At 56.5% G+C, this 20,196-nt stretch carries 21 protein-coding genes; 10 read left to right on the forward strand and 11 right to left on the reverse strand.

All coding sequences use genetic code 11. The features are described 5' to 3' along the window. Positions 1 to 9: 9 nt before the first annotated feature. From ACMGEE_RS11555 to ACMGEE_RS11575, 5 genes are all read right to left on the reverse strand, one after another. Positions 10 to 1,815, reverse strand: coding sequence for an extracellular solute-binding protein (locus ACMGEE_RS11555; RefSeq protein WP_253459896.1), 1,806 nt, complete (start codon positions 1,813 to 1,815; stop codon positions 10 to 12). A gap of 102 nt (positions 1,816 to 1,917) precedes the next feature. Continuing rightward, positions 1,918 to 3,492: a cyclic di-GMP phosphodiesterase gene (locus ACMGEE_RS11560; protein ID WP_253459899.1), complete on the reverse strand. Its 1,575-nt coding sequence runs from the start codon at positions 3,490 to 3,492 to the stop codon at positions 1,918 to 1,920. Between the two features lie 452 nt (positions 3,493 to 3,944). Further along, the gene (gene mepS / locus ACMGEE_RS11565; protein WP_125288197.1) at positions 3,945 to 4,520 is read right to left on the reverse strand and encodes a bifunctional murein DD-endopeptidase/murein LD-carboxypeptidase; all 576 of its coding nucleotides are present in this window, start codon (positions 4,518 to 4,520) and stop codon (positions 3,945 to 3,947) included. Positions 4,521 to 5,038: 518 nt separating this feature from the next. Then, entirely contained in the window at positions 5,039 to 5,746 is a 708-nt protein-coding gene (locus ACMGEE_RS11570) for a phosphatase PAP2 family protein (protein WP_253459905.1), read from the reverse strand. Between the two features lie 38 nt (positions 5,747 to 5,784). Next, positions 5,785 to 6,765, reverse strand: coding sequence for a CobW family GTP-binding protein (locus ACMGEE_RS11575; RefSeq protein ID WP_436830060.1), 981 nt, complete (start codon positions 6,763 to 6,765; stop codon positions 5,785 to 5,787). Between the two features lie 97 nt (positions 6,766 to 6,862). Between ACMGEE_RS11575 and ACMGEE_RS11580 the strand changes: the two genes are divergently transcribed. Then, positions 6,863 to 7,162, forward strand: a complete 300-nt coding sequence (locus ACMGEE_RS11580) for a YmdA family protein (protein ID WP_301730488.1) — start codon at positions 6,863 to 6,865, stop codon at positions 7,160 to 7,162. 135 nt (positions 7,163 to 7,297) lie between these two features. Here the strand turns inward: ACMGEE_RS11580 and yeiP are convergent, their stop codons facing one another. Further along, a complete protein-coding gene (yeiP, locus tag ACMGEE_RS11585; protein ID WP_370734304.1) occupies positions 7,298 to 7,873 on the reverse strand; it encodes an elongation factor P-like protein YeiP in 576 nt (191 codons plus the stop codon). Positions 7,874 to 8,032: 159 nt separating this feature from the next. Between yeiP and ACMGEE_RS11590 the strand changes: the two genes are divergently transcribed. The 4 genes from ACMGEE_RS11590 to fruA all read left to right on the forward strand — a co-directional run bounded on the left by ACMGEE_RS11590 (position 8,033) and on the right by fruA (position 12,333). Continuing rightward, positions 8,033 to 8,290: a YkgJ family cysteine cluster protein gene (locus ACMGEE_RS11590; RefSeq protein WP_125288192.1), complete on the forward strand. Its 258-nt coding sequence runs from the start codon at positions 8,033 to 8,035 to the stop codon at positions 8,288 to 8,290. 251 nt (positions 8,291 to 8,541) lie between these two features. Beyond that, positions 8,542 to 9,675: a fused PTS fructose transporter subunit IIA/HPr protein gene (gene fruB / locus ACMGEE_RS11595; protein ID WP_253459917.1), complete on the forward strand. Its 1,134-nt coding sequence runs from the start codon at positions 8,542 to 8,544 to the stop codon at positions 9,673 to 9,675. After that, a complete protein-coding gene (fruK, locus tag ACMGEE_RS11600) occupies positions 9,672 to 10,610 on the forward strand; it encodes a 1-phosphofructokinase (protein WP_253459920.1) in 939 nt (312 codons plus the stop codon). The genes fruB and fruK overlap by 4 nt, the downstream gene beginning before the upstream one ends. A 16-nt stretch (positions 10,611 to 10,626) precedes the next feature. Next, on the forward strand, positions 10,627 to 12,333 hold the full coding sequence (gene fruA / locus ACMGEE_RS11605; protein ID WP_436830061.1) for a PTS fructose transporter subunit IIBC: 1,707 nt from the start codon (positions 10,627 to 10,629) through the stop codon (positions 12,331 to 12,333). 56 nt (positions 12,334 to 12,389) lie between these two features. Here fruA and nfo read toward each other — a convergent pair whose 3' ends face one another. Both nfo and ACMGEE_RS11615 read right to left on the reverse strand, forming a co-directional pair. Next, complete coding sequence (gene nfo, locus ACMGEE_RS11610; RefSeq protein WP_436830062.1) at positions 12,390 to 13,232, reverse strand: deoxyribonuclease IV; 843 nt, start codon at positions 13,230 to 13,232, stop codon at positions 12,390 to 12,392. Positions 13,233 to 13,292: 60 nt separating this feature from the next. After that, positions 13,293 to 14,333 carry a YeiH family protein gene (locus tag ACMGEE_RS11615; RefSeq protein WP_436830063.1) on the reverse strand — a complete coding sequence of 347 codons (1,041 nt, stop codon included), beginning with the start codon at positions 14,331 to 14,333 and terminating at the stop codon, positions 13,293 to 13,295. 105 nt (positions 14,334 to 14,438) lie between these two features. On the opposite strand from ACMGEE_RS11615, the gene ACMGEE_RS11620 reads away from it, so the two are divergent. The 5 genes from ACMGEE_RS11620 to ACMGEE_RS11640 all read left to right on the forward strand — a co-directional run bounded on the left by ACMGEE_RS11620 (position 14,439) and on the right by ACMGEE_RS11640 (position 19,335). After that, positions 14,439 to 14,810, forward strand: a complete 372-nt coding sequence (locus tag ACMGEE_RS11620) for a YkvA family protein (protein ID WP_253459930.1) — start codon at positions 14,439 to 14,441, stop codon at positions 14,808 to 14,810. Between the two features lie 9 nt (positions 14,811 to 14,819). Further along, positions 14,820 to 15,686, forward strand: coding sequence for a DNA-binding transcriptional regulator YeiE (yieE, locus tag ACMGEE_RS11625; RefSeq protein WP_253459933.1), 867 nt, complete (start codon positions 14,820 to 14,822; stop codon positions 15,684 to 15,686). Between the two features lie 150 nt (positions 15,687 to 15,836). Continuing rightward, a complete protein-coding gene (locus tag ACMGEE_RS11630) occupies positions 15,837 to 17,303 on the forward strand; it encodes an amino acid permease (RefSeq protein WP_125288184.1) in 1,467 nt (488 codons plus the stop codon). 164 nt (positions 17,304 to 17,467) lie between these two features. Beyond that, positions 17,468 to 18,550, forward strand: coding sequence for a FecCD family ABC transporter permease (locus ACMGEE_RS11635; protein WP_253459936.1), 1,083 nt, complete (start codon positions 17,468 to 17,470; stop codon positions 18,548 to 18,550). Next, complete coding sequence (locus tag ACMGEE_RS11640; protein ID WP_253461271.1) at positions 18,547 to 19,335, forward strand: ABC transporter ATP-binding protein; 789 nt, start codon at positions 18,547 to 18,549, stop codon at positions 19,333 to 19,335. Before ACMGEE_RS11635 ends, ACMGEE_RS11640 begins: the two co-directional genes overlap by 4 nt. 106 nt (positions 19,336 to 19,441) lie before the next feature. Here ACMGEE_RS11640 and ACMGEE_RS11645 read toward each other — a convergent pair whose 3' ends face one another. The 3 genes from ACMGEE_RS11645 to ACMGEE_RS11655 are packed head-to-tail and all read right to left on the reverse strand — an operon-like array spanning position 19,442 to position 20,155. Beyond that, positions 19,442 to 19,780, reverse strand: a complete 339-nt coding sequence (locus tag ACMGEE_RS11645; RefSeq protein ID WP_253459939.1) for a helix-turn-helix domain-containing protein — start codon at positions 19,778 to 19,780, stop codon at positions 19,442 to 19,444. Further along, positions 19,777 to 20,004: a hypothetical protein gene (locus ACMGEE_RS11650; protein ID WP_253459943.1), complete on the reverse strand. Its 228-nt coding sequence runs from the start codon at positions 20,002 to 20,004 to the stop codon at positions 19,777 to 19,779. Before ACMGEE_RS11650 ends, ACMGEE_RS11645 begins: the two co-directional genes overlap by 4 nt. Continuing rightward, complete coding sequence (locus ACMGEE_RS11655; protein ID WP_253459947.1) at positions 19,934 to 20,155, reverse strand: type II toxin-antitoxin system RelE/ParE family toxin; 222 nt, start codon at positions 20,153 to 20,155, stop codon at positions 19,934 to 19,936. Before ACMGEE_RS11655 ends, ACMGEE_RS11650 begins: the two co-directional genes overlap by 71 nt. Between the last annotated feature and the right edge of the window lie 41 nt (positions 20,156 to 20,196).

The raw sequence follows: 20,196 nt of genomic DNA on the forward strand, positions 1-20,196 counted from the left end.
CTGCTCTCCTTAACGACGCTGGGCCGGCAGCTGCGCGGCTTTATTAACGTCATACCACCAGCTGTCGAAGCCTAAAGAATAAGTCGGCCGCGTGGCGGGCATCGAAAATTTATCCCACCAGGCATAGCGATCGCTGGCACCATACCACATCGGTATCATGTAATAGTTCCACAGCAGCACCCGATCCAGCGCACGACCCAGCGGCAGCAGCGCGGCTTCATCGCTCTGATGCTGATTTATCTTTTCAATCAGCTGGTCGATTACCGGGCTGGCGACATGCGGCCGGTTGTAGGTGGAATTTACATAGGCGCTTGACCAGTAAATTTGCAGGTTGCTGTCGGGGTAGGGGATAGCCGGGTAGGGCGAAACCAGCATATCAAAGTCGCTTTTGCGCATGCGGGCCAGATATTGCGAGCTGTCTACCTGCCGGATGACCAGGTTGATGCCCAGGCGCGCCAGATTGTGCTGAAAAGGCAGCACCCACTGATCGTTGCCGCCGCTGCGCAGCAGCAGTTCAAAGGTGAAAGGCTGGCCGCTGGCGTTGACCAGGCGCTGATTTTTCAACGTCCAGCCGGCCTGCTCCAGCAGCGCCGTGGCCTTCAGCAGATTGGCGCGATCGTACCCGCTGCCGTCGGTGTGAGGCGGCTGATAAATTTGCGAGAAAACCTCATCAGGAATTTTGCCCTTAAAGGGTGCCAGAATTTCCAGTTCTTTAGCGTCGGGATAGTCGGTAGCGGCATAGTCCGTGTTTTGAAAATAGCTGCGGGTGCGCTTATAAGCGCCGTAAAATAACGCCTTATTCATCCACTCAAAATCGAACGCCAGCGAAACTGCTTCGCGCACGCGGCGATCGGCAAACAGGGGTTTCTGTACGTTAAACGCCAGCCAGTTTGAGGAGGTAGCCACGGTATTCGGCTTTGCGTCTTTTACGATGTAATGGCTGTCGAAATTCCGGCCGCGATACTGGGTGGCCCACTTTTTGGCGGAGCCTTCGGCACGAAAGTCAAACGCGCCCGCTTTAAACGCCTCGAAAGCCACATTGTCATCCAGATAGTAGTCGTAGCGCAGCGTATCGAAATTAAAACGGCCTTTATTGACGGGCAAATTAGCGGCCCAATAATCTTTGACCCGTGACCAGGTCACGGACTGACCAACTTTATAGGCCGACACGCGATACGGCCCGCTGCCGGGCGGCGGTGCAGGTAACGGCTCGCTGAGATTATGATCTTTCCAGAAGCTCTGCGGGAAAACGGGCAGCGTAAGCAGCGAAAGCATCATATCTTTGTTGCCGACCGGCAGCTCAAAGCGCACCGTCAGCTGCGCAATGGCTTTGACCGTGACGCCTTTGTAGAACACCCGAAACTGCGGTACGCCCTGCTGCATAAATTTATTAAAGGTAAAAGCAACATCTTCTGCGGTGATGGATGAACCGTCCTGGTAACGCGCCTGGGGATTCAGCGTGACTTCCACCCAGCGATAGCTATCCGGGTAGCGAGCGAATTCGGCAATCAGCGGATAGTAGCTGCCCACTTCGTCTTCTGAGTTCACGAACAGCGTATCGTAAAGCGTATCCGTGCCCTGCGCCGGATTGCCGCGCGAGGCGAAACGGTTAAAGTTATCGTAAGTGCCGATAGCGGCAAGCGTCGCGCTACCGCCCTTGGGCGCAGCCGGATTGGCGTAGTCAAAATGCGTGAAGTTCACGGCATATTTAGGCTCGCCCAGCTGAGCAAAGGCGTAGCTCTCATGAATTTCTTCAGCCCGAGCCGTCGTCGCGGCGCAGCAGAACAGCAGCAAAGCTAACCAGCGAAAAATCATCTTATTATCCGATCCTGATAAAAAACGCAGCGCGATCCCCAGCCTGCCAGAGCATTGCGCAATGCGCCAGCGAAGCACATTTAAAAAGCGTAGCGCAATAACTCATCCGGCAGCCGGTTCGCTGCGGGGCTCATGCTGAAAATAATCAATCAGCTGCGTCACCGTACGCGGGCGGCTGAATAAATAGCCCTGAAAATGACAGACGCCACGGTGGCGCAGCCAGCGCGCCTGCTCACCGGTTTCTACGCCTTCAGCTACCGTCAGCAGATTGAGTTTTTTCGCCAGCGCCAGCACCGCATCCAGCACCGGCGAAGAAAACGACTCGCGGGCGATGTTTTTTACAAATCCCCGATCTATTTTCAGGTAGTCAAAACGGAATTTTTCCAGATAAATTAAGGCACTGTGTCCGGTGCCGAAATCATCCAGCGCGATACGAATATTTTGGCCGCGCAGCCAGTCGAACACCGACTGGGCGTTGCGGGTTTCTACCATAGTCCGTTCGGTAATTTCAAAAACGTAGCTGAAGTGATCCTTAGGCATCGCTTCCAGCCACGCTAAAACGTCCTGGAAAAAGGTTTTATCGCCCAGGTGAGCAGGCGAAAGGTTCAGGTTGAGATTGATGCCGGCCGGCACGGCATGTTGCAGCGTATGGCAATCGCGCGCCACCAGTTCAAACAGGTGCCGGGTTAAGGGCACAATCAAATTTTTGTTTTCGGCGTAGCGGATAAAAACGTCGGGCGGAATGGCGCCAGCTTCGGGATGCGTCCAGCGCAGTAGCGCTTCCAGACCGCAGGCCTGGCCGGTCGCCGCGGCAATAACCGGCTGGTACTCTACGTGGAATTCCCCGCGCCGAATGCCCTGCAGGATTTCCTTGCCCGGTCGGATAAAGAGCGTGAGCAGGGCATAGCAGGCAAAGCCGCCGGTCAGGCTCAGCAACAAACCGGCCAGCAGCACCAGCGTAATATCGTCACTATTCAGCCTGCCGCCATAAAGCTTTAACTGTAAAGGATAGCCGGGTAGCGTCATGGTTTTTGACGGATCGTCGGGCAACGAGCTGGTTGCCGTTACGCGCTGTTCCCAGCTGGTTAACGCCCGCTTGCCGGTCACGATAGCTATACCTGACATCTCATGCTGCCGTTCGGTATACAGCAGCCAGGGCGTCAGATTAATCTTTAGCGTGACCAGCAGGCCGTTGCCTGCCTCGCCATTCTGCAACCAGAGGTGAAGAACCGGTTTATCAGGCGTCAGCGGCGCGGCGGCAAGCTGAATATCAAGCGGCTTGCGGGTGTCCGTCGTAGGGGAAAACTGGCGCATAGCGATTTGGGTTTCTCCGGCCAGCGAAGAGCACCATGCCCGATTGTGATTAACCATCAGGATAGCCTGAATATTATCATCCAGGGCGGCGCGCTCAATCAGGTCATTTTTTATGGCGGAGCAGGCAGGGCGAGGCGACGTTTGTAGCGGCAACAGTTTCCGCTTTAGTTCATCGAGCATCGTCAGCACATAGGCCTGGGTGTTTCTGGCCATTTCATCGTGATTGTCGGCCCGGCGATGAAGCATAACGGCCAGCGCGATGATGATAAATGCCAGAAAAAGAAGTAAGCCGAGGGTCGCGCTGAAGCAGGCAATCTTGCGAGGATTGAGAAGTGGCCGCGTAAGGCTTGATGAGAGTGGCATGGGGTTTATCTCCCGAAAGTGCCGGTTAAGTCATTGCGCTGTCCTGCACAACAGACGCCGTTTCAATCCGGCAGGATATACCGGGAAAGTGCCGTTTGTCTTCTTATTATTATGATTAGCTTCGGTTTTTTAACGCATTATGTCAGTTATTTCGCTCGTGCGCGCAGGCAGGGCGCAATAAAACAAACCATCAGAACGGCCGATGTAGCCAAAAAGCTTTTGAATATAAATATTTGTGCGTCTGTTATTAATAACAAATTAGTGCCAGTTAATATTAAAGCAAGAGTGTCAGGCTCAGCGGGAAACAGGTTTCTTTGTGCTGGCCTCTCTTTGCCGTTTTCCAACGGGGCTTTAGTGAAAAAGGGGAAGAGCCAGGAAGCAGCCAGCCTTTACCCATAAAAAACCCCGCTTATAGCGGGGCTCGGAACCGTTTTGCACAGACTTCAGGGGGATCAGCTTTGCGTTCGGCTTAGTACCCGGCGGCCTTCGCGATAGCGATTTTTCCAGTAGGCGTCGTTGAGATTGGAAATCATCACGCCGCTGCTGGTAGAGGCATGCACGAAATTATCGTTGCCCAGGTAGATGCCGACATGGCGGCCGGTAGAGCCGGCGCGGAACAGCACTAAATCGCCCGGGCGCAGTTTGCCGCGCTGGATGCTTTTGCCGGTGTCTTCCTGTTCATAGGTTGAGCGGGGCAGATCCAGGCCAAACTGTTCACGAAAGGTGGTCTGCACAAAGGCAGAACAGTCAATGCCGCGTTTACTGGTACCGCCAAGACGGTAACGAACGCCCTTCCAGTCCGAATATTGATCCATCAGGCGGGATTTAATATCCACATTCTGAACCATCTGTTCGAATTCATCCTGAGACGCCTGAAGTAAAAAGCCGTTATGGCCATTAACTGCATGCGTATCAGTTTGTGCATTGCTGTTGGTATTCGTCGAGCTACAGGCTGAAAGCAGCGTGGCTAAAGCCACTGCGGGCAATACCCGCCATATATATCTCAGAATCGGTTGAGACTTGACCATTATGTTTGTGATCCCTTGAAGTCCTTAACGACAGAAGTCGCTAGCTATGCGAAACGGAACGAGATTAATTAGCGCACACGGGCAAAACAATTCCACAAAATTCAAATTGTGCGAAAGCGCACAGTTTAAAATGTAAATAATGGAAATATCTTACAGCTTTGTCCTAATCGGAAATGAGATTACCCGATTAACTGCGTGCTGGCGAGGGGTTTTAACGACTTTTTTATTGATTTTTATCATAAGAAACAGAGAGGTCGTAGTCTGGCCACTTTATCGGCACAAACGCTGAAAACCTGAGGCGTGAAAGGCTAAAAGAGCGTTAAAAAATGCGTGTTAGCCACAATTCAGTTTAATCCTGCTGTACGTTTCTTAAAGGCAGAAGATTCCGCTGGGGATCAAACATCACGGCAGCTGTAGCATAAAGTGGGATTTTGAGAGCTACATCGCATAAAAAAGCAACGAAAGTGGCGTAAATCACTTTTCGTTGCTTCCTGAAAACGGTAAAAAAAGCGGCTTAATTAATTAGCCGGCTTATATTTACCTGGTAAAGCACGATATAAAATATTCACCAGCCAGTCGCTGCCCGGCGTAATTAACCACCAGCTCGTCCCTACCAGCACCACGGAAAGCGAGCCTACCGCGACATCGGTAAACCAGTGCGCGCCAATCATAATGCGCGGCGTAGCGAATATCAGCACGATCCCCACGGCAATTAAAAAAGCACGAACGCCAAAGTAGCGCAGCATAAAGCTGGCAAAAATCATCAGCATCATGCCGTGATCGCCAGGAAAACTATCGGAAGAGGCATCTTTAGTTGGAATGCCGGTTAATGTCGTCACGTGATGAACGTCCGGGAAATATTTGGTCGGGCTGGGATGCGAAACCGGGATCAGATGACCAAGCTGGTTCAGCACCACCGCCGTCAGCAGCATAGCGATGCCGATAGCCAGCAGCCGCCTGCGCCCCTGGGGCGTTTCACGCCGCCAGAAACTGTAATAAAGCGCGCCCATCGCCAGCAGCGACACCGCGTCAAAAGGGCGAAAGTTGGTAATAGCAACCAGCCATAACAGCGCTTTATTGGTTGCCAGCCGCTCGTTAAACCAATAAAAAAGGTTTTTATCGAGCGTAAACCAGGCGCCGTGATTCTCCGGCAAATACCAGGAAAAAAAGAGCGCCAGTCCCAGCGCGTTAAGCACCAGGATAGTGATCAGTTGATTAGCACGCATTTTATTAAGATTAAGTTAAGAAGAAGTGACGGCGTACATTATACAACAGCAGTTAAACGAAGTTTCAACAAAGATGCCTGGAGGCTGTTCCAGTCGGCTTCTTCTTCATGAATAATTTCGATCCGGCTGTCTGGCGGCGCAGCCTGACGCGTTTCGATATTAAGATCCTCGCCCTGACGATTCACGCTCAGCAGGCCTTCCTGAATGCGCACCACGCCTTTTACCCGGCTAACCGGAGCGAGCCGCGCCCACTCCAACAGGCCAACCGTATCGAACATGGTTTCTGCATCAAACACCCAGCCGCAGGAATAGTAGCCCTGGCCCTGATTCAGCGAACGCCGCCAGCGCGTATTCTGCACGGGCGCCAGCGCCGCCAGTCGCGAAGCGGGCCTGGCATGATGGTGTGCCGCCTGCGGCAGCGGCTGCTGATTCAACCGTGGACGCGTCAGCAGTTCGCCAGCGATCTGGCCGAAACGCGCGGGAATAATGGGGCGCTGTAAAGCGTCCTGCGCGCGCCAGTCTTGCAGCGCTGCCAGCGTGGCCTCATCCCAGCGATCCTCTTTATTGGCCACGATAATATCGGCGGCGGCGAGCTGATCGCGGAAGTTTTCATTAGCCGTAATGCGGGCATCGCCTAGCTGACGTGGATCGAGCAGGCAGAGCGTGGCATCCAGCGTCAGCCAGGGCTGATAAACCTCCGCAGACAGCAGGTCGAGGATCTGTTTAGGGTGACCAAGGCCGGTCGGCTCAATCAGCAGACGGTCGGGCCTGGTTTGCTTCAGCAGCATATTCAGGCCCACCTGCATCGGCAGGCCGTTAACGCAGCACATGCAGCCGCCGGGGATCTCTTTTAGCACCGCGCCGCTTTCCGCCAGCAGCGCGCCGTCTATACCTACCTCGCCGAACTCATTAACCAGCACCGCCCACTTTTCTCCCTGTGGTTTCTGCGCCAGCAGATGCAGCAGCGTAGTGGTTTTGCCGCTGCCCAGAAAACCGGTAATCAGGTTTACGCGAGTCATTATTTTCTCCTTGAGTTGTGGCCGGTTGTGCTTATCGGCTTTCGGAAAGCGTATTGCCGACTATGTTAATTAAGAGACGCTAATAAATGAGGTAAGTATGAGCAAACTTAACTTTTCGCTGGCCCTTTTTTTGATGGTTCCGGCAGGTAGCGCGCTGGCGACGGTAGCCGCAGGCACCGGCGTTATCACTTTTTCCGGGGCGATCACGGAGCCGGGTTGCGCTGTGCAACAGGAACAGAATCAAATCAGCGCTACCTGTTATCGCGACGGCCAGCTAAAAGTATCGCCGATCTCGCTACAGGCCAACGGTACGCTGCCATCCGGCATCGCCCGTATCGACGTTGAATGGCTGGACCAGGCGCGACGACAGGGCATACTGATCGTTAACTATCGCTAGTAGTGTAATAATATAACAATAACGGCGAGGCGTGGCGCGCTTGCCGTTTTATTAGTCTGCGCGGCCTATGAGAACTGGCGCGCTTGCCGTTATTGTTATTCTGCGTGGCCCATAAGGGCAGGCGCGAATACCTTTTTATGAGTCTGCGCGGCCCATATAGCGGCGTTCGGCAATATGGATGCGGATGCGCTCGCCGCTGCTGAGGTATTCCGGCACCTGGATCACCAGGCCGGTGCTCATGGTGGCAGGCTTGGTACGCGCGCTGGCGGAAGCGCCTTTAATGCCCGGCGTGGTTTCGATAATTTCCATATCCAGCGTTTGCGGCAGCTCAAGCGCCAAAATTTGCCCGTCCATCGTCAGCACCTGAATGCCCGGAATGCCGCCTTCCGGGATAAACAGCAGCTCTTCTTCGATCTGATCTTTTTTGAAGACGTAAGGCGTGTAGTCCTCGTCATCCATAAAGACGTATTCGTCACCGTCTACGTAAGAGAAGGTAACCTGACGACGGCTCAGCGAGATCGCTTCCAGGATGTCGTCACCCTTGAAGCGCTCCTCGACTTTCATGCCGGTACGAATATCGGTAAAACGCATTTTATAAAGGGTAGAAGCCCCGCGCGCGCTGGGGCTTTGGACATCAATATCTTTGACTAACAGCAGCTTACCGTTATGGCTGACGGCCATGCCTTTTTTGATTTCGTTTGCTCTTGGCATTGTGTTATCTCGATGAAAGGGGCAATGAAAATGTTCGCGACAAATTACTCTTGCTGACGGCTTCAGGCAAGTGCTGAACGAGGAAGAAAAGCGGGGATGGCGACCATAGTATTCCCACTGCGCGCCTGCTATTGTCGCGTCTCTTAAAGGGGATAACCAATGCAATGTCGAGCTTCCTGCGGCGCCTGCTGTACCGCGCCGTCTATTTCCACACCGATCCCCGGAATGCCCGACGGCAAACCGGCCAACACGCCCTGCGTTCAGCTGGATGAACAGCAGCGCTGCAAAATCTTTACCTCGCCGCTGCGGCCGTCGGTCTGCGGCAGCCTGAAACCCGATGCTGAAATGTGCCGTAACAGTCGGGAAGAGGCGATGGTCTGGCTACTGGATCTGGAAAAACAGACCGCCTGGTGTTAATTGCCTGTTGGCTAAAAGTAAGGCATCAGCCATCCATCGGCCGATGAGACCTTTTTCCCAAAAAGAAAAGTCGAAGTGTGCGTCGCTTCAAAAATCTGCTATGCCGTTGGCAGTAAAACTTGCCATAAACGCAGGAACGGGGCCAAAATCATTGAAACGTTTCAGCGTCGTCTGCACAGGCAGTTAGCGGCCTGAAAGCTTATTTTTCCGTCCGCCAGCTGAAACGATTCAATGAAGCAGTGAGGAGAACTATGTTCCAGCTTGAACTGAATGCAATCCATCCCGGTGCCAGGGCCGGAGATAAAGAAGAGGCCATCCGACAGGTGGCAGCCGCTTTAACCTCAGCCGGCAACGTGGGTGAAGGATATGTTAACGGTATGCTGGCCCGCGAGCAGCAAACCTCGACCTATCTGGGTAACGGCATCGCTATTCCCCATGGCACGACCGACACGCGCGATCTGGTGTTGAAAACCGGCGTGCAGGTTTATCAGTTTCCGCAGGGCATCGCCTGGGGCGAAGACCAGACCGCCTATGTGGTGATCGGCATCGCCGCTAAATCGGACGAGCATCTGGCGCTGCTGCGTCAGCTGACGCACGTGCTGAGCGATGACAGCGTGGCGGAACAGCTGAAAACCACAGACTCCGCAGAAACGCTGCGCGGTTTGCTGATGGGGGAAAAGCAGGGAACGGAATTTAAATTCGACACCTCGCTGATCACAGTTGACGTGGCGGCCACCGATCTGATGACGCTCCAGGCGCTGAACGCCGGTCGCCTACAGCAGGCCGGCGCGGTTGATGCGAGCTTTGTCAGCCGCGTTATCGCTTCGCGTCCGCTGAATTTAGGGCAGGGCGTCTGGCTGAGCGACAGCACCGAAGGCAACCTGGGCAGCGCCGTCGCCGTAAGCCGTAGCGCGACACCCTTTGAAGTAGACGGCGAAAAAGCCGCGCTGCTGGTGACGGTTGCCGTAGCCGACGAGCAGCCGCTGAACGTGCTGAACTATCTAAGCGATCTGCTGATTAAGCAGAAAGCGGATCGCCTGCTGAGCGCCGATGCCGCAGGGATCCTGGCGCTGCTGACCAGCGAAGTCTCCGAGCAGGCCGATACGCTGACGGAAGAGTTTACTATCCGCAACGAGCACGGCCTGCATGCCCGTCCGGGCACGGCGCTGGTCAGCGTCATTAAAAAATTCAACTGCGACGTCACGGTGACCAACCTTGACGGCAGCGGCAAGCCGGCTAACGGCCGCAGCCTGATGAAAGTAGTGGCGCTGGGCGTGAAAAAAGGCCACCGCCTGCGCTTCACCGCCAGCGGCGAAGATGCCCGCGCGGCGCTGGATGCGATCGGCGAGGCTATCAGCGCTGGTTTAGGCGAGGGGGCGGCATGAGCAGACGCGTAGCAACCATCACGCTGAACCCCGCTTACGATCTGGTGGGCTATACGCCGGAAATCGAGCGCGGCGAAGTCAACCTGGTGAAAACCACCGGCCTGCACGCCGCCGGGAAAGGCATCAACGTTGCCAAAGTGCTGAAAGATTTGGGCATCGATGTCACCGTTGGCGGCTTCCTGGGCAAAGAGAATCAGGATGGCTTTCAGCATTTGTTCAGCGATCTGGGCATTGCTAACCGTTTTCAGGTGGTCGAAGGCCGGACCCGCATCAACGTTAAGCTGACTGAAAAAGATGGCGAGGTCACCGATCTTAACTTTTCCGGTTTTGACGTCACCCCGCAGGACTGGGAGCGCTTCACCACGGATTCTCTGACGTGGCTGGGCCAGTTCGATATGGTCTGCGTCAGCGGCAGTCTGCCCGCAGGCGTCAATCCCGATGCCTTTACGGAGTGGATGATCGCGCTGCGCACGCACTGCCCGTGCATTATTTTCGACAGCAGCCGCGAAGCGCTGGTGGCGGGCCTGAAAGCCGCGCCCTGGCTGGTTAAGCCAAACCGTCGCGAGCTGGAAATCTGGGCCGGGCGCAAGCTGCCGACCCTGCAGGATGTGATTGAGGCGGCGCATGCGCTGCGTGAACAGGGGATCGCCCACGTAGTGATTTCGCTGGGCGCAGAAGGCGCGCTGTGGGTTAACGCTTCAGGCGAATGGATCGCCAAACCGCCGGCCTGTGAGGTGGTGAGTACCGTGGGGGCCGGGGATTCAATGGTGGGCGGGCTGATTTACGGCCTGCTGATGCGCGAATCCAGCGAGCATACCCTACGCCTGGCTACCGCCGTAGCAGCCCTGGCCGTAAGCCAGAGCAACGTGGGCGTAAGCGATCGTACCCAGTTGGCCGCGATGATGGCGCGCGTCGACCTGAAACCTTTTAACTGACAGCAGGAGAGGCATAATGAAAACGCTGCTGATACTTGATCCTTCGCTGGGACTGGCTACCGGTCATCTGGCAAAAAATATCACCAGAGCGAGCGCGGCCGCAAAAGGACTGACGCTAACGGAAAATCTGGCCGAAGCGGACCAGGTGATCCTGGTGGGCGACACGCAGCCCGCCAACATCGACCTGACGGGTAAAACCGTTTATCAGACCACGGCGGAGCAGCTGCTGCGCCAGCCGGAAGCAGAGCTGGCCCGCGCGCAAACCGAGGCGAAAGCCTGGCAGGCGCCTGCCGCCGTAGCTAAACCTGCCGCGGTGAACACGGCCGACGCGGTTGCCAGCGGGCCAAAACGCATCGTCGCCATTACCGCCTGTCCAACCGGCGTGGCGCACACCTTTATGGCGGCCGAAGCCATTGACGCCGAAGCGAAAAAACGCGGCTGGTGGGTGAAAGTCGAAACGCGCGGCTCCGTAGGCGCGGGCAATGCCATTACGCCGGAAGAAGTGGCCCAGGCTGACCTGGTTATCGTGGCGGCGGATATTGAAGTCGATCTGGCTAAGTTTGCCGGTAAGCCGATGTATCGCACCTCGACCGGCCTGGCGCTGAAGAAAACCGCACAGGAGTTTGATAAGGCGCTGGCGCAGGCCAAACCTTATCAGCCGCAGGGCGGCGGTCAGCCAGCGGCGCAGGGCGAGAAAAAAGAGGGCGCAGGCGCCTATCGTCATCTGCTGACCGGCGTTTCCTATATGCTGCCGATGGTGGTGGCGGGCGGCCTGAGCATCGCACTCTCTTTCGCCTTCGGCATTACCGCTTTTAAAGAGCAGGGCACGCTGGCGGCGGCGCTGATGGAAATCGGCGGCGGCAGCGCCTTCAAACTGATGGTGCCGGTGCTGGCGGGCTTTATCGCCTTCTCAATTGCCGATCGTCCTGGTCTGACGCCTGGCCTGATTGGCGGCTGGCTGGCCAGCACCATCAACGCCGGTTTCCTTGGCGGCATTATTGCCGGTTTTATTGCCGGTTACGCCGCGAAGTTTATCAGCGCTAAGCTTAAGCTTCCGCAGAGTATGGAGGCGTTAAAACCGATCCTGATTATTCCGCTGGTCGCCAGTCTGATCACTGGCCTGCTGATGATTTATGTGGTTGGCGGCCCGGTTGCCCAGATTATGGCGGGGCTGACCCACTGGCTGAGCAATATGGGCACGGGTAACGCGGTTCTGCTGGGTGCGGTACTGGGCGGCATGATGTGTACCGATATGGGCGGCCCGGTGAACAAAGTGGCCTATGCGTTTGGCGTCGGCCTGCTCAGTTCGCAAACCTATGCGCCGATGGCGGCCATTATGGCGGGCGGCATGGTGCCTCCGTTGGCGATGGGCGTCGCTACGCTGGTGGCGCGCCGGAAATTCAACAAAGGCCAGCAGGAAGGCGGCAAAGCGGCGCTGGTGCTGGGCCTGTGCTTTATTTCCGAAGGCGCTATTCCGTTTGCGGCGCGTGACCCGATGCGCGTTCTGCCATGCTGTATCGTTGGCGGCGCGCTGACCGGCGCTATCTCTATGTGGGTAGGCGCGAAGCTGATGGCGCCGCACGGCGGGCTGTTTGTGCTGCTGATCCCTGGCGCTATTACGCCGGTGCTGGGCTATCTGATAGCGATTATCGTCGGCACGCTGGTTGCCGGACTCTCTTACGCGGTGCTGAAGCGCCCGGAAGCGGAAATGGCTAAAGCCTGATCCAGGCGGGCATAATAAAAAAGCGCGGGCGACCGCGCTTTTTTTTCGTCTATAGATCAGACCTGCTGCGACTTGAGCCAGGCGATTTCATCTTTCCAGATATCAGGATTGACGGTTTCCAGGATCAGCGGAATACCGTCGAAGCGAGCATCCTTCATCAGCCAGCTGAACACCGTATTGCCGATATTACCTTCGCCCAGGCTGTGATGACGGTCAACGCGGCTGGCAAACGCGCTTTTGGCATCGTTAAGATGCATCCCGCGCAGATACTCAAAGCCCACCACGCGACCAAACTCCTCAAAGGTTTTCACGCAATCTTCTTCAGTACGCAGATCGTAACCGCCCGCAAAGGCGTGGCAGGTGTCAATACAGACGCCGATGCGCGACTTATCCTCTACGCCGTCGATAATGGCCGCCAGATGCTCAAAGCGAAAGCCCAGATTGCTGCCCTGACCGGCGGTATTTTCAATCACGGCGGTGACGCCCTGGGTTTTATCCAGCGCGACGTTAACCGATTCGGCGATGCGCTTCAGGCAGGCGTCCTCGTCAATCTGCTGCAAATGGCTGCCGGGATGGAAGTTCAACAGCGTCAGGCCCAGCTGCTCGCAGCGCTGTAGTTCGTCGATAAAGGCGACGCGGGACTTTTCCAGCGCCTCTTCCTGTGGATGGCCCAGGTTAATTAAAAAGCTGTCGTGCGGCAGGATCTGGGCGGCGCTGTAGTGATATTTTTCGCAGGCGTTGCGGAAAGCGGCAATCACCTCTTTGCTCAGCGGGGCCGCGCGCCACTGACGCTGATTTTTAGTGAAAAGCGCAAAGGCCGTCGCCTCGATTTCATGGGCGCGAAGCACCGCCTGATCCACGCCGCCGGATGCGCTGACGTGGGCGCCGATATATTTCATGCCTGCTCTCCTGTTGGTTTTACTGTAAAGCGGGCCATGATAACCGGAAACGGCGCGGATTTATGCCAGCAAATGCTGGATAGCCAGGTTTATCGCGCCGCCGCCCAGCAGCAGCCAGATGAATAACAGCAGGCCCAGCAATAAAGGCCTTAGTCCTGCCTTTTTCAACAGGCTGAACTGCGTGGTTAATCCCAGCGCCGCCATCGCCACGGCCAGTAAAAAATTGTCCAGCTCGTTCAGGCCGCTAACCAGCGACGGCGGCAGCAGATGCAGCGAGTTAAACAGCGCCACGCCGATAAAACCCAGCGCGAACCAGGGAAAGCTTACTTCGCCGCCGCCGCTGTCGTCGGCACGCACGAAACGGCTGAGCAGCAGCAGGAAGGGCGCCAGCATCATCACGCGCAGCATTTTAGTAATGACCGCCGCGTTCTCCGTTTCCGCGCTCACGGCGTGCCCGGCCGCCACTACCTGTGCCACTTCATGCAGCGTAGAGCCGGTAAAGATCCCCCATTGCGTCGGCGTCAGGCCCGGCAGCAGAGCGGCCAGCTCATGCCATAGCAGTGGATAAAGAAAGATGCCGAGCGTGCCGAACAGCACCACGGTAGCCACCGCTACCGCCACTTTTTGCGGCTCCGCTTTAATTACCGGCTCCGTCGCCATAATCGCCGCCGCGCCGCAAATGCTGCTGCCCGCGCCAATCAGCCAGGCGGTATCGCGATCCAGATGCAACACGCGACGGCCCAGCCAGCAGGCCAGCAGAAAAGTGGAGGTCAGCAGCAGCAGATCGGTCAGCACGCCGCTTAAGCCGATATCGGCAAGTTGCTGAAAGGTCAGCCGAAAACCGTACAGCATGATGCCAAGCCGCAGCAGCTGCTGTTTGGCAAAGTGTACGCCTGTGCCGCAGCGCGCAGCCAGGCGGCCATAAACCGTATTGCCTGCTACGATCCCCAACAGCATCGCCAGCGTTAAGGTGCCCAGCCCGGCCGTTTTCAGCACGGGCAGGTTGCCAGCCTGAAGGGCAGCAGCGGCCAGCAGCATTGCCAGCCCGAGGCCTGCGCCATAGCGCAGCGGACGAGAAGAAGGAAATGCCAGTTCAGCCATATCAGCCTCCTTAGTAGACAGACGCAGCATGGCGCAGGCTGGCTTAAAAGAGAAATTGATTATATATTTATAATTAACCAGAATAAGTGATATGAGAGGGCGGGGATGTTCAGGCGATTAACAAGATGGGTAAGCGTAATCAGAAAAGATGGCGTCACGCTGTGGTATGCCTGCCGCGATCCGCGTACGCCACTGTGGCAAAAGGGCATGGCCGTGCTGCTGGCGGTTTATGCGCTAAGCCCCGTTGATTTTATTCCCGACGTTATTCCCTTTGTTGGGCTACTGGACGACGCTATTATCGTGCCGTCGGGCATGATGCTGCTGCTGCGCCTGCTGCCGGCGGAGGTCAGGGCCGCCAGCCAACAGCGAACCGCCCGGCAGGCCCACAGGAAAAAGAAGCTTGGCGGCTGGCTGGCGATAGTGCTGCTGGTATGGCTGGCGATGATTATCTGGCTGGTGAAGACATGGAGTCAGTAAGGAAGAACAATGCATATCACATTAAGGCAGCTTGAGGTCTTTGCTGAGGTGCTGAAAAGCGGCTCGACAACTCAGGCCTCGCAGGTGCTGTCGCTGTCGCAGTCGGCGGTCAGCGCGGCGCTGGCGGATCTGGAAAATCAGCTGGGCGTTCAGCTGTTCGACAGGGTCGGAAAACGGCTGGTGGTTAACGAGCACGGCCGCCTGCTTTATCCACGGGCGGTGGCGCTGCTGGAGCAAACCACTGAAATCGAACAGCTGTTTCGCGAAGATAACGGCGCGCTGCGGGTTTACGCCAGCAGCACCATTGGTAACTATCTGTTGCCGGGCATGATTGCCGGCTGGCGGCGCGACTTTCCCGAGCTGCCGCTGGAGCTGAGCGTGGGCAACAGCCAGGATGTGATTAACGCCGTGGCTGATTTTCGCGTCGATGTGGGTTTTATCGAAGGGCCGTGCCACGTCAGCGAGCTGGTTGGCGAACCCTGGCTGGAAGATGAGCTGGTGGTTTTTGCCGCCGCCGACGCGGCTATTCTGCGTCAGCCGGTGACGCTGGAAAGCCTGGCGGCCGCGTCGTGGATCCTGCGCGAACACGGCTCCGGCACGCGCGAAATCGTCGATTATCTGCTGCTTTCGCATCTGCCGCAGTTTAGCCTGGCGCTGGAGCTGGGCAACTCAGAGGCAATCAAGCATGCCGTGCGCCACGGGATGGGCATCAGCTGTCTGTCGCGGCGGGTTATTGCGGAACAGCTGGCGGCAGGCACGTTAAAAGAAGTGCCGATCCCGCTGCCCAAACTCAAACGCACGCTGTACCGTATTCATCATCGGCAGAAGCATCTCTCGAAGGCGCTGCTGCGTTTTCTAAGCTACTGCGCGGAATAAAGCGGAGCAGTCAGAAAAACGGGGCTTAATCAGGCGCTAATAATTCGCCGCAGATCATGAAGCTATCTTATAACGTCGCGGAATGACTTCTTCTGACGAAGGAGTTTGTTACAATCGCGCCTCATTTTAGCCAGAGCACAGCATTTACCAATGGATCATGACACAAAAACAACACAACAGCCTGAATTACAGCGCAAACTAAAGGCGCGTCATTTGACGATGATCGCCATCGGCGGTTCCATAGGCACCGGCCTGTTTGTCGCTTCCGGCGCGACTATCTCCCAGGCTGGCCCCGGCGGCGCGCTGCTTTCCTATGCCCTGATCGGCCTGATGGTCTATTTCCTGATGACCAGCCTCGGCGAACTGGCCGCCTTTATGCCGGTATCCGGCTCCTTTTCTACCTACGGCTCCAACTTCGTTGAAGAAGGCTTCGGCTTTGCGCTGGGCTGGAACTACTGGTACAACTGGGCCGTGACCGTGGCGATTGAACTGGTTGCCGCGCAGCTGGTGATGACCTACTGGTTCCCCGATACGCCCGGCTGGATCTGGAGCGTACTCTTTCTGAGCGTTATCTTCCTGCTCAACTACATCTCGGTAAAGGGCTTTGGTGAGGCAGAATACTGGTTCTCCCTGATCAAAGTGGTCACGGTAGTGATTTTTATCGTAGTGGGCGTGATGATGATCCTCGGCATTCTGCGCGGCGACCAGCCGGTCGCGGGCTGGGGTAACTGGCAGATCGGCGATGCGCCTTTCTCCGGCGGCTTTTCCGCCATGATCGGCGTGGCGATGATTGCCGGCTTCTCCTTCCAGGGAACGGAACTGATTGGTATCGCCGCAGGCGAATCGGAAGATCCGGCCAAAAATATTCCGCGCTCGGTTCGTCAGGTCTTCTGGCGCATCCTGCTGTTTTATATCCTGGCGATCCTGGTGATCAGCCTGATTATCCCTTACACCGACCCAAGCCTGCTGCGTAACGATGTGAAAGACATCAGCGTCAGCCCGTTCACGCTGGTGTTTAAACATGCCGGGCTGCTTTCAGCGGCGGCGATCATGAATGCCGTGATCCTCACCGCTATTCTGTCAGCGGGCAACTCCGGCATGTATGCGTCGACCCGTATGCTGTTTACGCTGGCGCGCGAAGGCAAAGCGCCGCGTATGTTTGGCAAGCTGTCAAAAGGCGGCGTGCCGCGCAATGCGCTGTATGCCACCACCGTGGTTGCCGCGCTCTGTTTCCTGACCTCAATGTTCGGCAACCAGACGGTCTATCTCTGGCTGCTGAATACTTCCGGCATGACCGGTTTTATCGCCTGGCTGGGGATAGCCATCAGCCATTACCGTTTCCGTCGCGGCTTTGTCTCGCAGGGCTACGATATCAACGATCTGCCGTACCGCTCTAAGTTCTTCCCGCTGGGGCCGATCTTCGCTTTCGTGCTCTGCCTGATCATCACCCTGGGGCAAAACTACCAGGCGTTCCTGGCGGATCGCATCGACTGGTACGGCGCGGCGGCAACCTATATCGGCATCCCGCTGTTCCTGATTATCTGGTTCGGCTACAAGCTGACGAAGCGCACGCGCTTTGTGAAATACAGCGAAATGCAGTTCCCCAAATTTAAATAAGGGTGAAGGCGCGGTTTCCGCGCCTTTTTCTTTGACATACTCTGTTACATATAGGATTGATAACTATTATCATTTCCTTTATTGTTAGCGCCGTACGTTTTCCGCTTTGCTAATTTTCAGGGTTTGCAGCCGGCCTGGTGCGAACTCCATGACAGGTAGAAACCATGAGCGTGACCCACAACACCGACCGCTACGCCAGCGTCCAACAGCACGAAGGCGCGATGGATCGTTATCATCATCTGCTGCGCCGCCGCCTGTTTTTTATGGGCGTGCTGGTGTTGGCTATCCTCGCTTCGCTGCTGTTCGACTTTACTTTAGGCCCGTCGGGCCTGTCGCTGGAAACGCTGTGGCAAACGCTGCTGTCGCCGCAGAGCGTGGATGCCGGTTCGCGCGTTATCGTCTGGGATATTCGTTTACCTTACGCGCTGATGGCAGTGGTGGTCGGGCTGGCGCTGGGGCTGGCCGGGGCGGAAATGCAGACTATCCTGAATAACCCGCTGGCCAGTCCGTTTACGCTGGGCGTCTCTTCCGCCGCCGCCTTTGGCGCCGCGCTGGCTATCGTGCTGGGCATCGGTTTGCCCGGTATCCCGGATCAGTGGTTTATCTCAGCTAACGCCTTTATTTTTGCGCTGCTGGCCGCGCTGATGCTGGACGGCGTTACCCGCTGGACGCGCGTGGCGACTTCCGGCGTGGTGCTGTTCGGCATCGCGCTGGTGTTTACCTTTAACGCGCTGGTATCCATGATGCAGTTTATCGCCAGCGAAGATACGTTGCAGGGCCTGGTGTTCTGGACGATGGGCAGCCTGGCGCGCGCCTCCTGGGAGAAACTGGGCGTGCTGACGCTGGCGCTGCTGCTGGTTCTGCCGTTCTCCATGATGAGCGCCTGGAAGCTCACCGCGCTGCGCCTGGGCGAAGATCGCGCCGTCAGTTTTGGTATTGACGTGCGCCGCCTGCGTCTGGGCACGCTGCTGCGCATCAGCGTGCTTTCCGCGCTGGCGGTGGCTTTTGTCGGCCCAATCGGGTTTATCGGCCTGGTGGCGCCGCATATCGCTCGCCTGATCTTTGGCGAGGATCACCGTTTTTACCTGCCAGCCAGCGCGCTGACCGGCGCGCTGGTGCTGTCAATGGCGTCGGTGGTGTCGAAAAACCTGGTGCCCGGCGTGATTATCCCGGTCGGCATCGTCACTTCTCTGGTCGGCGTGCCGTTCTTCCTGAGCATTATTCTGCGTCATCGGGGGAGCGTCTGATGGACGGTTTAGCTATTAAAGGCTTTCACGCCGGTTATCCTAAACGCAAGATTATCAGCAACCTGAACGTGCCGCTGCTGCCGCGAGGCAAAATCACCGTGCTGCTGGGGCCGAACGGCTGCGGAAAATCCACGCTGCTGCGCTCGATTGCCGGACTGAATCAGGCGCAGGGCGAGCTGTGGCTGAACGGCACGGAGCTGCTGAGCCAGCCGTTTGCCCGCCGGGCGGAAAAAGTGGTGTACCTGCCGCAGTCGCTGCCCGCTGGCGTGCATCTGCACGTGCTTGAATCCATTATTGTCGCCCAGCGCGCTTCCGGCGCACGCGGTAGCGCGACGAGCGAGGCGGAAGTGATGGCGCTGCTGGAAAGGCTGGGCATCGCGCATCTGGCGCTGAGCTACCTCGATCAGCTTTCCGGCGGCCAGAAGCAGCTGGTTGGCCTGGCGCAGTCGCTGATCCGTCGCCCGGAGCTGCTGCTGCTGGACGAGCCGCTAAGCGCGCTGGATCTTAACTATCAGTTCCACGTCATGGATTTAGTGCGCCGGGAAACCAGCAAGCGGAATATCGTTACCGTAGTCGTGGTGCACGATATCAATATCGCTCTGCGTCACGGTCAGCACGTGCTGATGCTGCAAAACGGCGGCCTGATTGCTGACGGTCTGCCGGAAGAGGTGATTACACCGGAAAGCCTGGCGAAGGTATACGGCGTGCGGGGCCGTATTGAGCGCTGCTCGCAGGGGACGCCGCAGGTGCTGATTGATGGCCTGGTCAGCGAGCCGGTTTCCTGAATGGACGAGTCGGTTTCTTGCCGGCTCTCTTGTGCATTGCTTCCCTCTCTGTCTGGCGCATCATTGTTAATTCCCTGACGCTCAGATTTTTACCCTGCGTTTGTGCTCAAATAGCGAAAACATCCGGGCCTTTTACCGCCAGCGTGTTCAGTATGCGCAGAACCGGGCCGCTTGGGGTAATCTCGCCACGCTCCCATTTGGAAACGCTGTCTACTGTCATGCCCAACGTATAGGCCAGCGTGGCCTGGGTCAGTCCCCAGCGGGCGCGAACGGCTTTGATTTCGCTGGCGGACATGGTGCGGACTGCGGCAATACGTTGACGAAACTCACGCAGGCTGACGCGGGCAGCGATTTCCTGCACATCGTTATTGCTCATTAGCCCCAGCGCCTGTAGCTCTTTAGCATCGTCAAGCATCTCATGTAACTCGGCCGGTTTCGTTTTCATTGTTTTACCTCTCTGAACGTCCCGCTTGCTTTCAGTCGATCCAGCATGTTTTTATCCGCTTTAAAATAAGCTCTGGCGAGCTTCTTATAAATCTCCAGCTCATCCTCGCCAATCTCTTTTGCCGCTTTTTTCGAACCGTCTTTCAGCCAGCCATCATAAAAAAAACAGATTGTTATCTTTTTTAAAAAATACCACTGTGCGGGCGCCGCCGCGTTTGCCTGCATTCAAAGCAATCCGCTTTTTTTTAACGCCCCCGCCCAAATCTGCCTCATAGTTGCCGCACTCAATCTCCCTTGCGGCCAGACAAAGGTCGGTATCTGCAATGCCAGCTTTTGCAAACATCTTGTCCAGGCGCTTATGGATATAAATCGCCATTTCCCTGGCCTCCGCTCCATATAGTAACCATTATTATAATA

It is taken from the genome of Erwinia artemisiae, assembly GCF_051400835.1.
GTDB lineage: Bacteria > Pseudomonadota > Gammaproteobacteria > Enterobacterales > Enterobacteriaceae > Erwinia > Erwinia aeris.

Excerpts from the sequence above, each read along its gene's own strand:
- ACMGEE_RS11555 (WP_253459896.1), bottom strand. The coding sequence starts at position 1,815 with ATGATTTTTCGCTGGTTAGCTTTGCTGCTGTTCTGCTGCGCCGCGACG.
- mepS (WP_125288197.1), bottom strand. The coding sequence starts at position 4,520 with ATGGTCAAGTCTCAACCGATTCTGAGATATATATGGCGGGTATTGCCC.
- fruK (WP_253459920.1), top strand. The coding sequence starts at position 9,672 with ATGAGCAGACGCGTAGCAACCATCACGCTGAACCCCGCTTACGATCTG.
- ACMGEE_RS11615 (WP_436830063.1), bottom strand. The coding sequence starts at position 14,333 with ATGGCTGAACTGGCATTTCCTTCTTCTCGTCCGCTGCGCTATGGCGCA.
- ACMGEE_RS11620 (WP_253459930.1), top strand. The coding sequence starts at position 14,439 with ATGTTCAGGCGATTAACAAGATGGGTAAGCGTAATCAGAAAAGATGGC.
- fruB (WP_253459917.1), top strand. The coding sequence starts at position 8,542 with ATGTTCCAGCTTGAACTGAATGCAATCCATCCCGGTGCCAGGGCCGGA.
- nfo (WP_436830062.1), bottom strand. The coding sequence starts at position 13,232 with ATGAAATATATCGGCGCCCACGTCAGCGCATCCGGCGGCGTGGATCAG.
- yieE (WP_253459933.1), top strand. The coding sequence starts at position 14,820 with ATGCATATCACATTAAGGCAGCTTGAGGTCTTTGCTGAGGTGCTGAAA.
- ACMGEE_RS11580 (WP_301730488.1), top strand. The coding sequence starts at position 6,863 with ATGAGCAAACTTAACTTTTCGCTGGCCCTTTTTTTGATGGTTCCGGCA.
- ACMGEE_RS11655 (WP_253459947.1), bottom strand. The coding sequence starts at position 20,155 with ATGGCGATTTATATCCATAAGCGCCTGGACAAGATGTTTGCAAAAGCT.
- fruA (WP_436830061.1), top strand. The coding sequence starts at position 10,627 with ATGAAAACGCTGCTGATACTTGATCCTTCGCTGGGACTGGCTACCGGT.
- ACMGEE_RS11650 (WP_253459943.1), bottom strand. The coding sequence starts at position 20,004 with ATGCAGGCAAACGCGGCGGCGCCCGCACAGTGGTATTTTTTAAAAAAG.
- ACMGEE_RS11645 (WP_253459939.1), bottom strand. The coding sequence starts at position 19,780 with ATGAAAACGAAACCGGCCGAGTTACATGAGATGCTTGACGATGCTAAA.
- ACMGEE_RS11635 (WP_253459936.1), top strand. The coding sequence starts at position 17,468 with ATGAGCGTGACCCACAACACCGACCGCTACGCCAGCGTCCAACAGCAC.
- ACMGEE_RS11570 (WP_253459905.1), bottom strand. The coding sequence starts at position 5,746 with ATGCGTGCTAATCAACTGATCACTATCCTGGTGCTTAACGCGCTGGGA.
- ACMGEE_RS11575 (WP_436830060.1), bottom strand. The coding sequence starts at position 6,765 with ATGACTCGCGTAAACCTGATTACCGGTTTTCTGGGCAGCGGCAAAACC.
- yeiP (WP_370734304.1), bottom strand. The coding sequence starts at position 7,873 with ATGCCAAGAGCAAACGAAATCAAAAAAGGCATGGCCGTCAGCCATAAC.
- ACMGEE_RS11590 (WP_125288192.1), top strand. The coding sequence starts at position 8,033 with ATGCAATGTCGAGCTTCCTGCGGCGCCTGCTGTACCGCGCCGTCTATT.
- ACMGEE_RS11560 (WP_253459899.1), bottom strand. The coding sequence starts at position 3,492 with ATGCCACTCTCATCAAGCCTTACGCGGCCACTTCTCAATCCTCGCAAG.
- ACMGEE_RS11630 (WP_125288184.1), top strand. The coding sequence starts at position 15,837 with ATGGATCATGACACAAAAACAACACAACAGCCTGAATTACAGCGCAAA.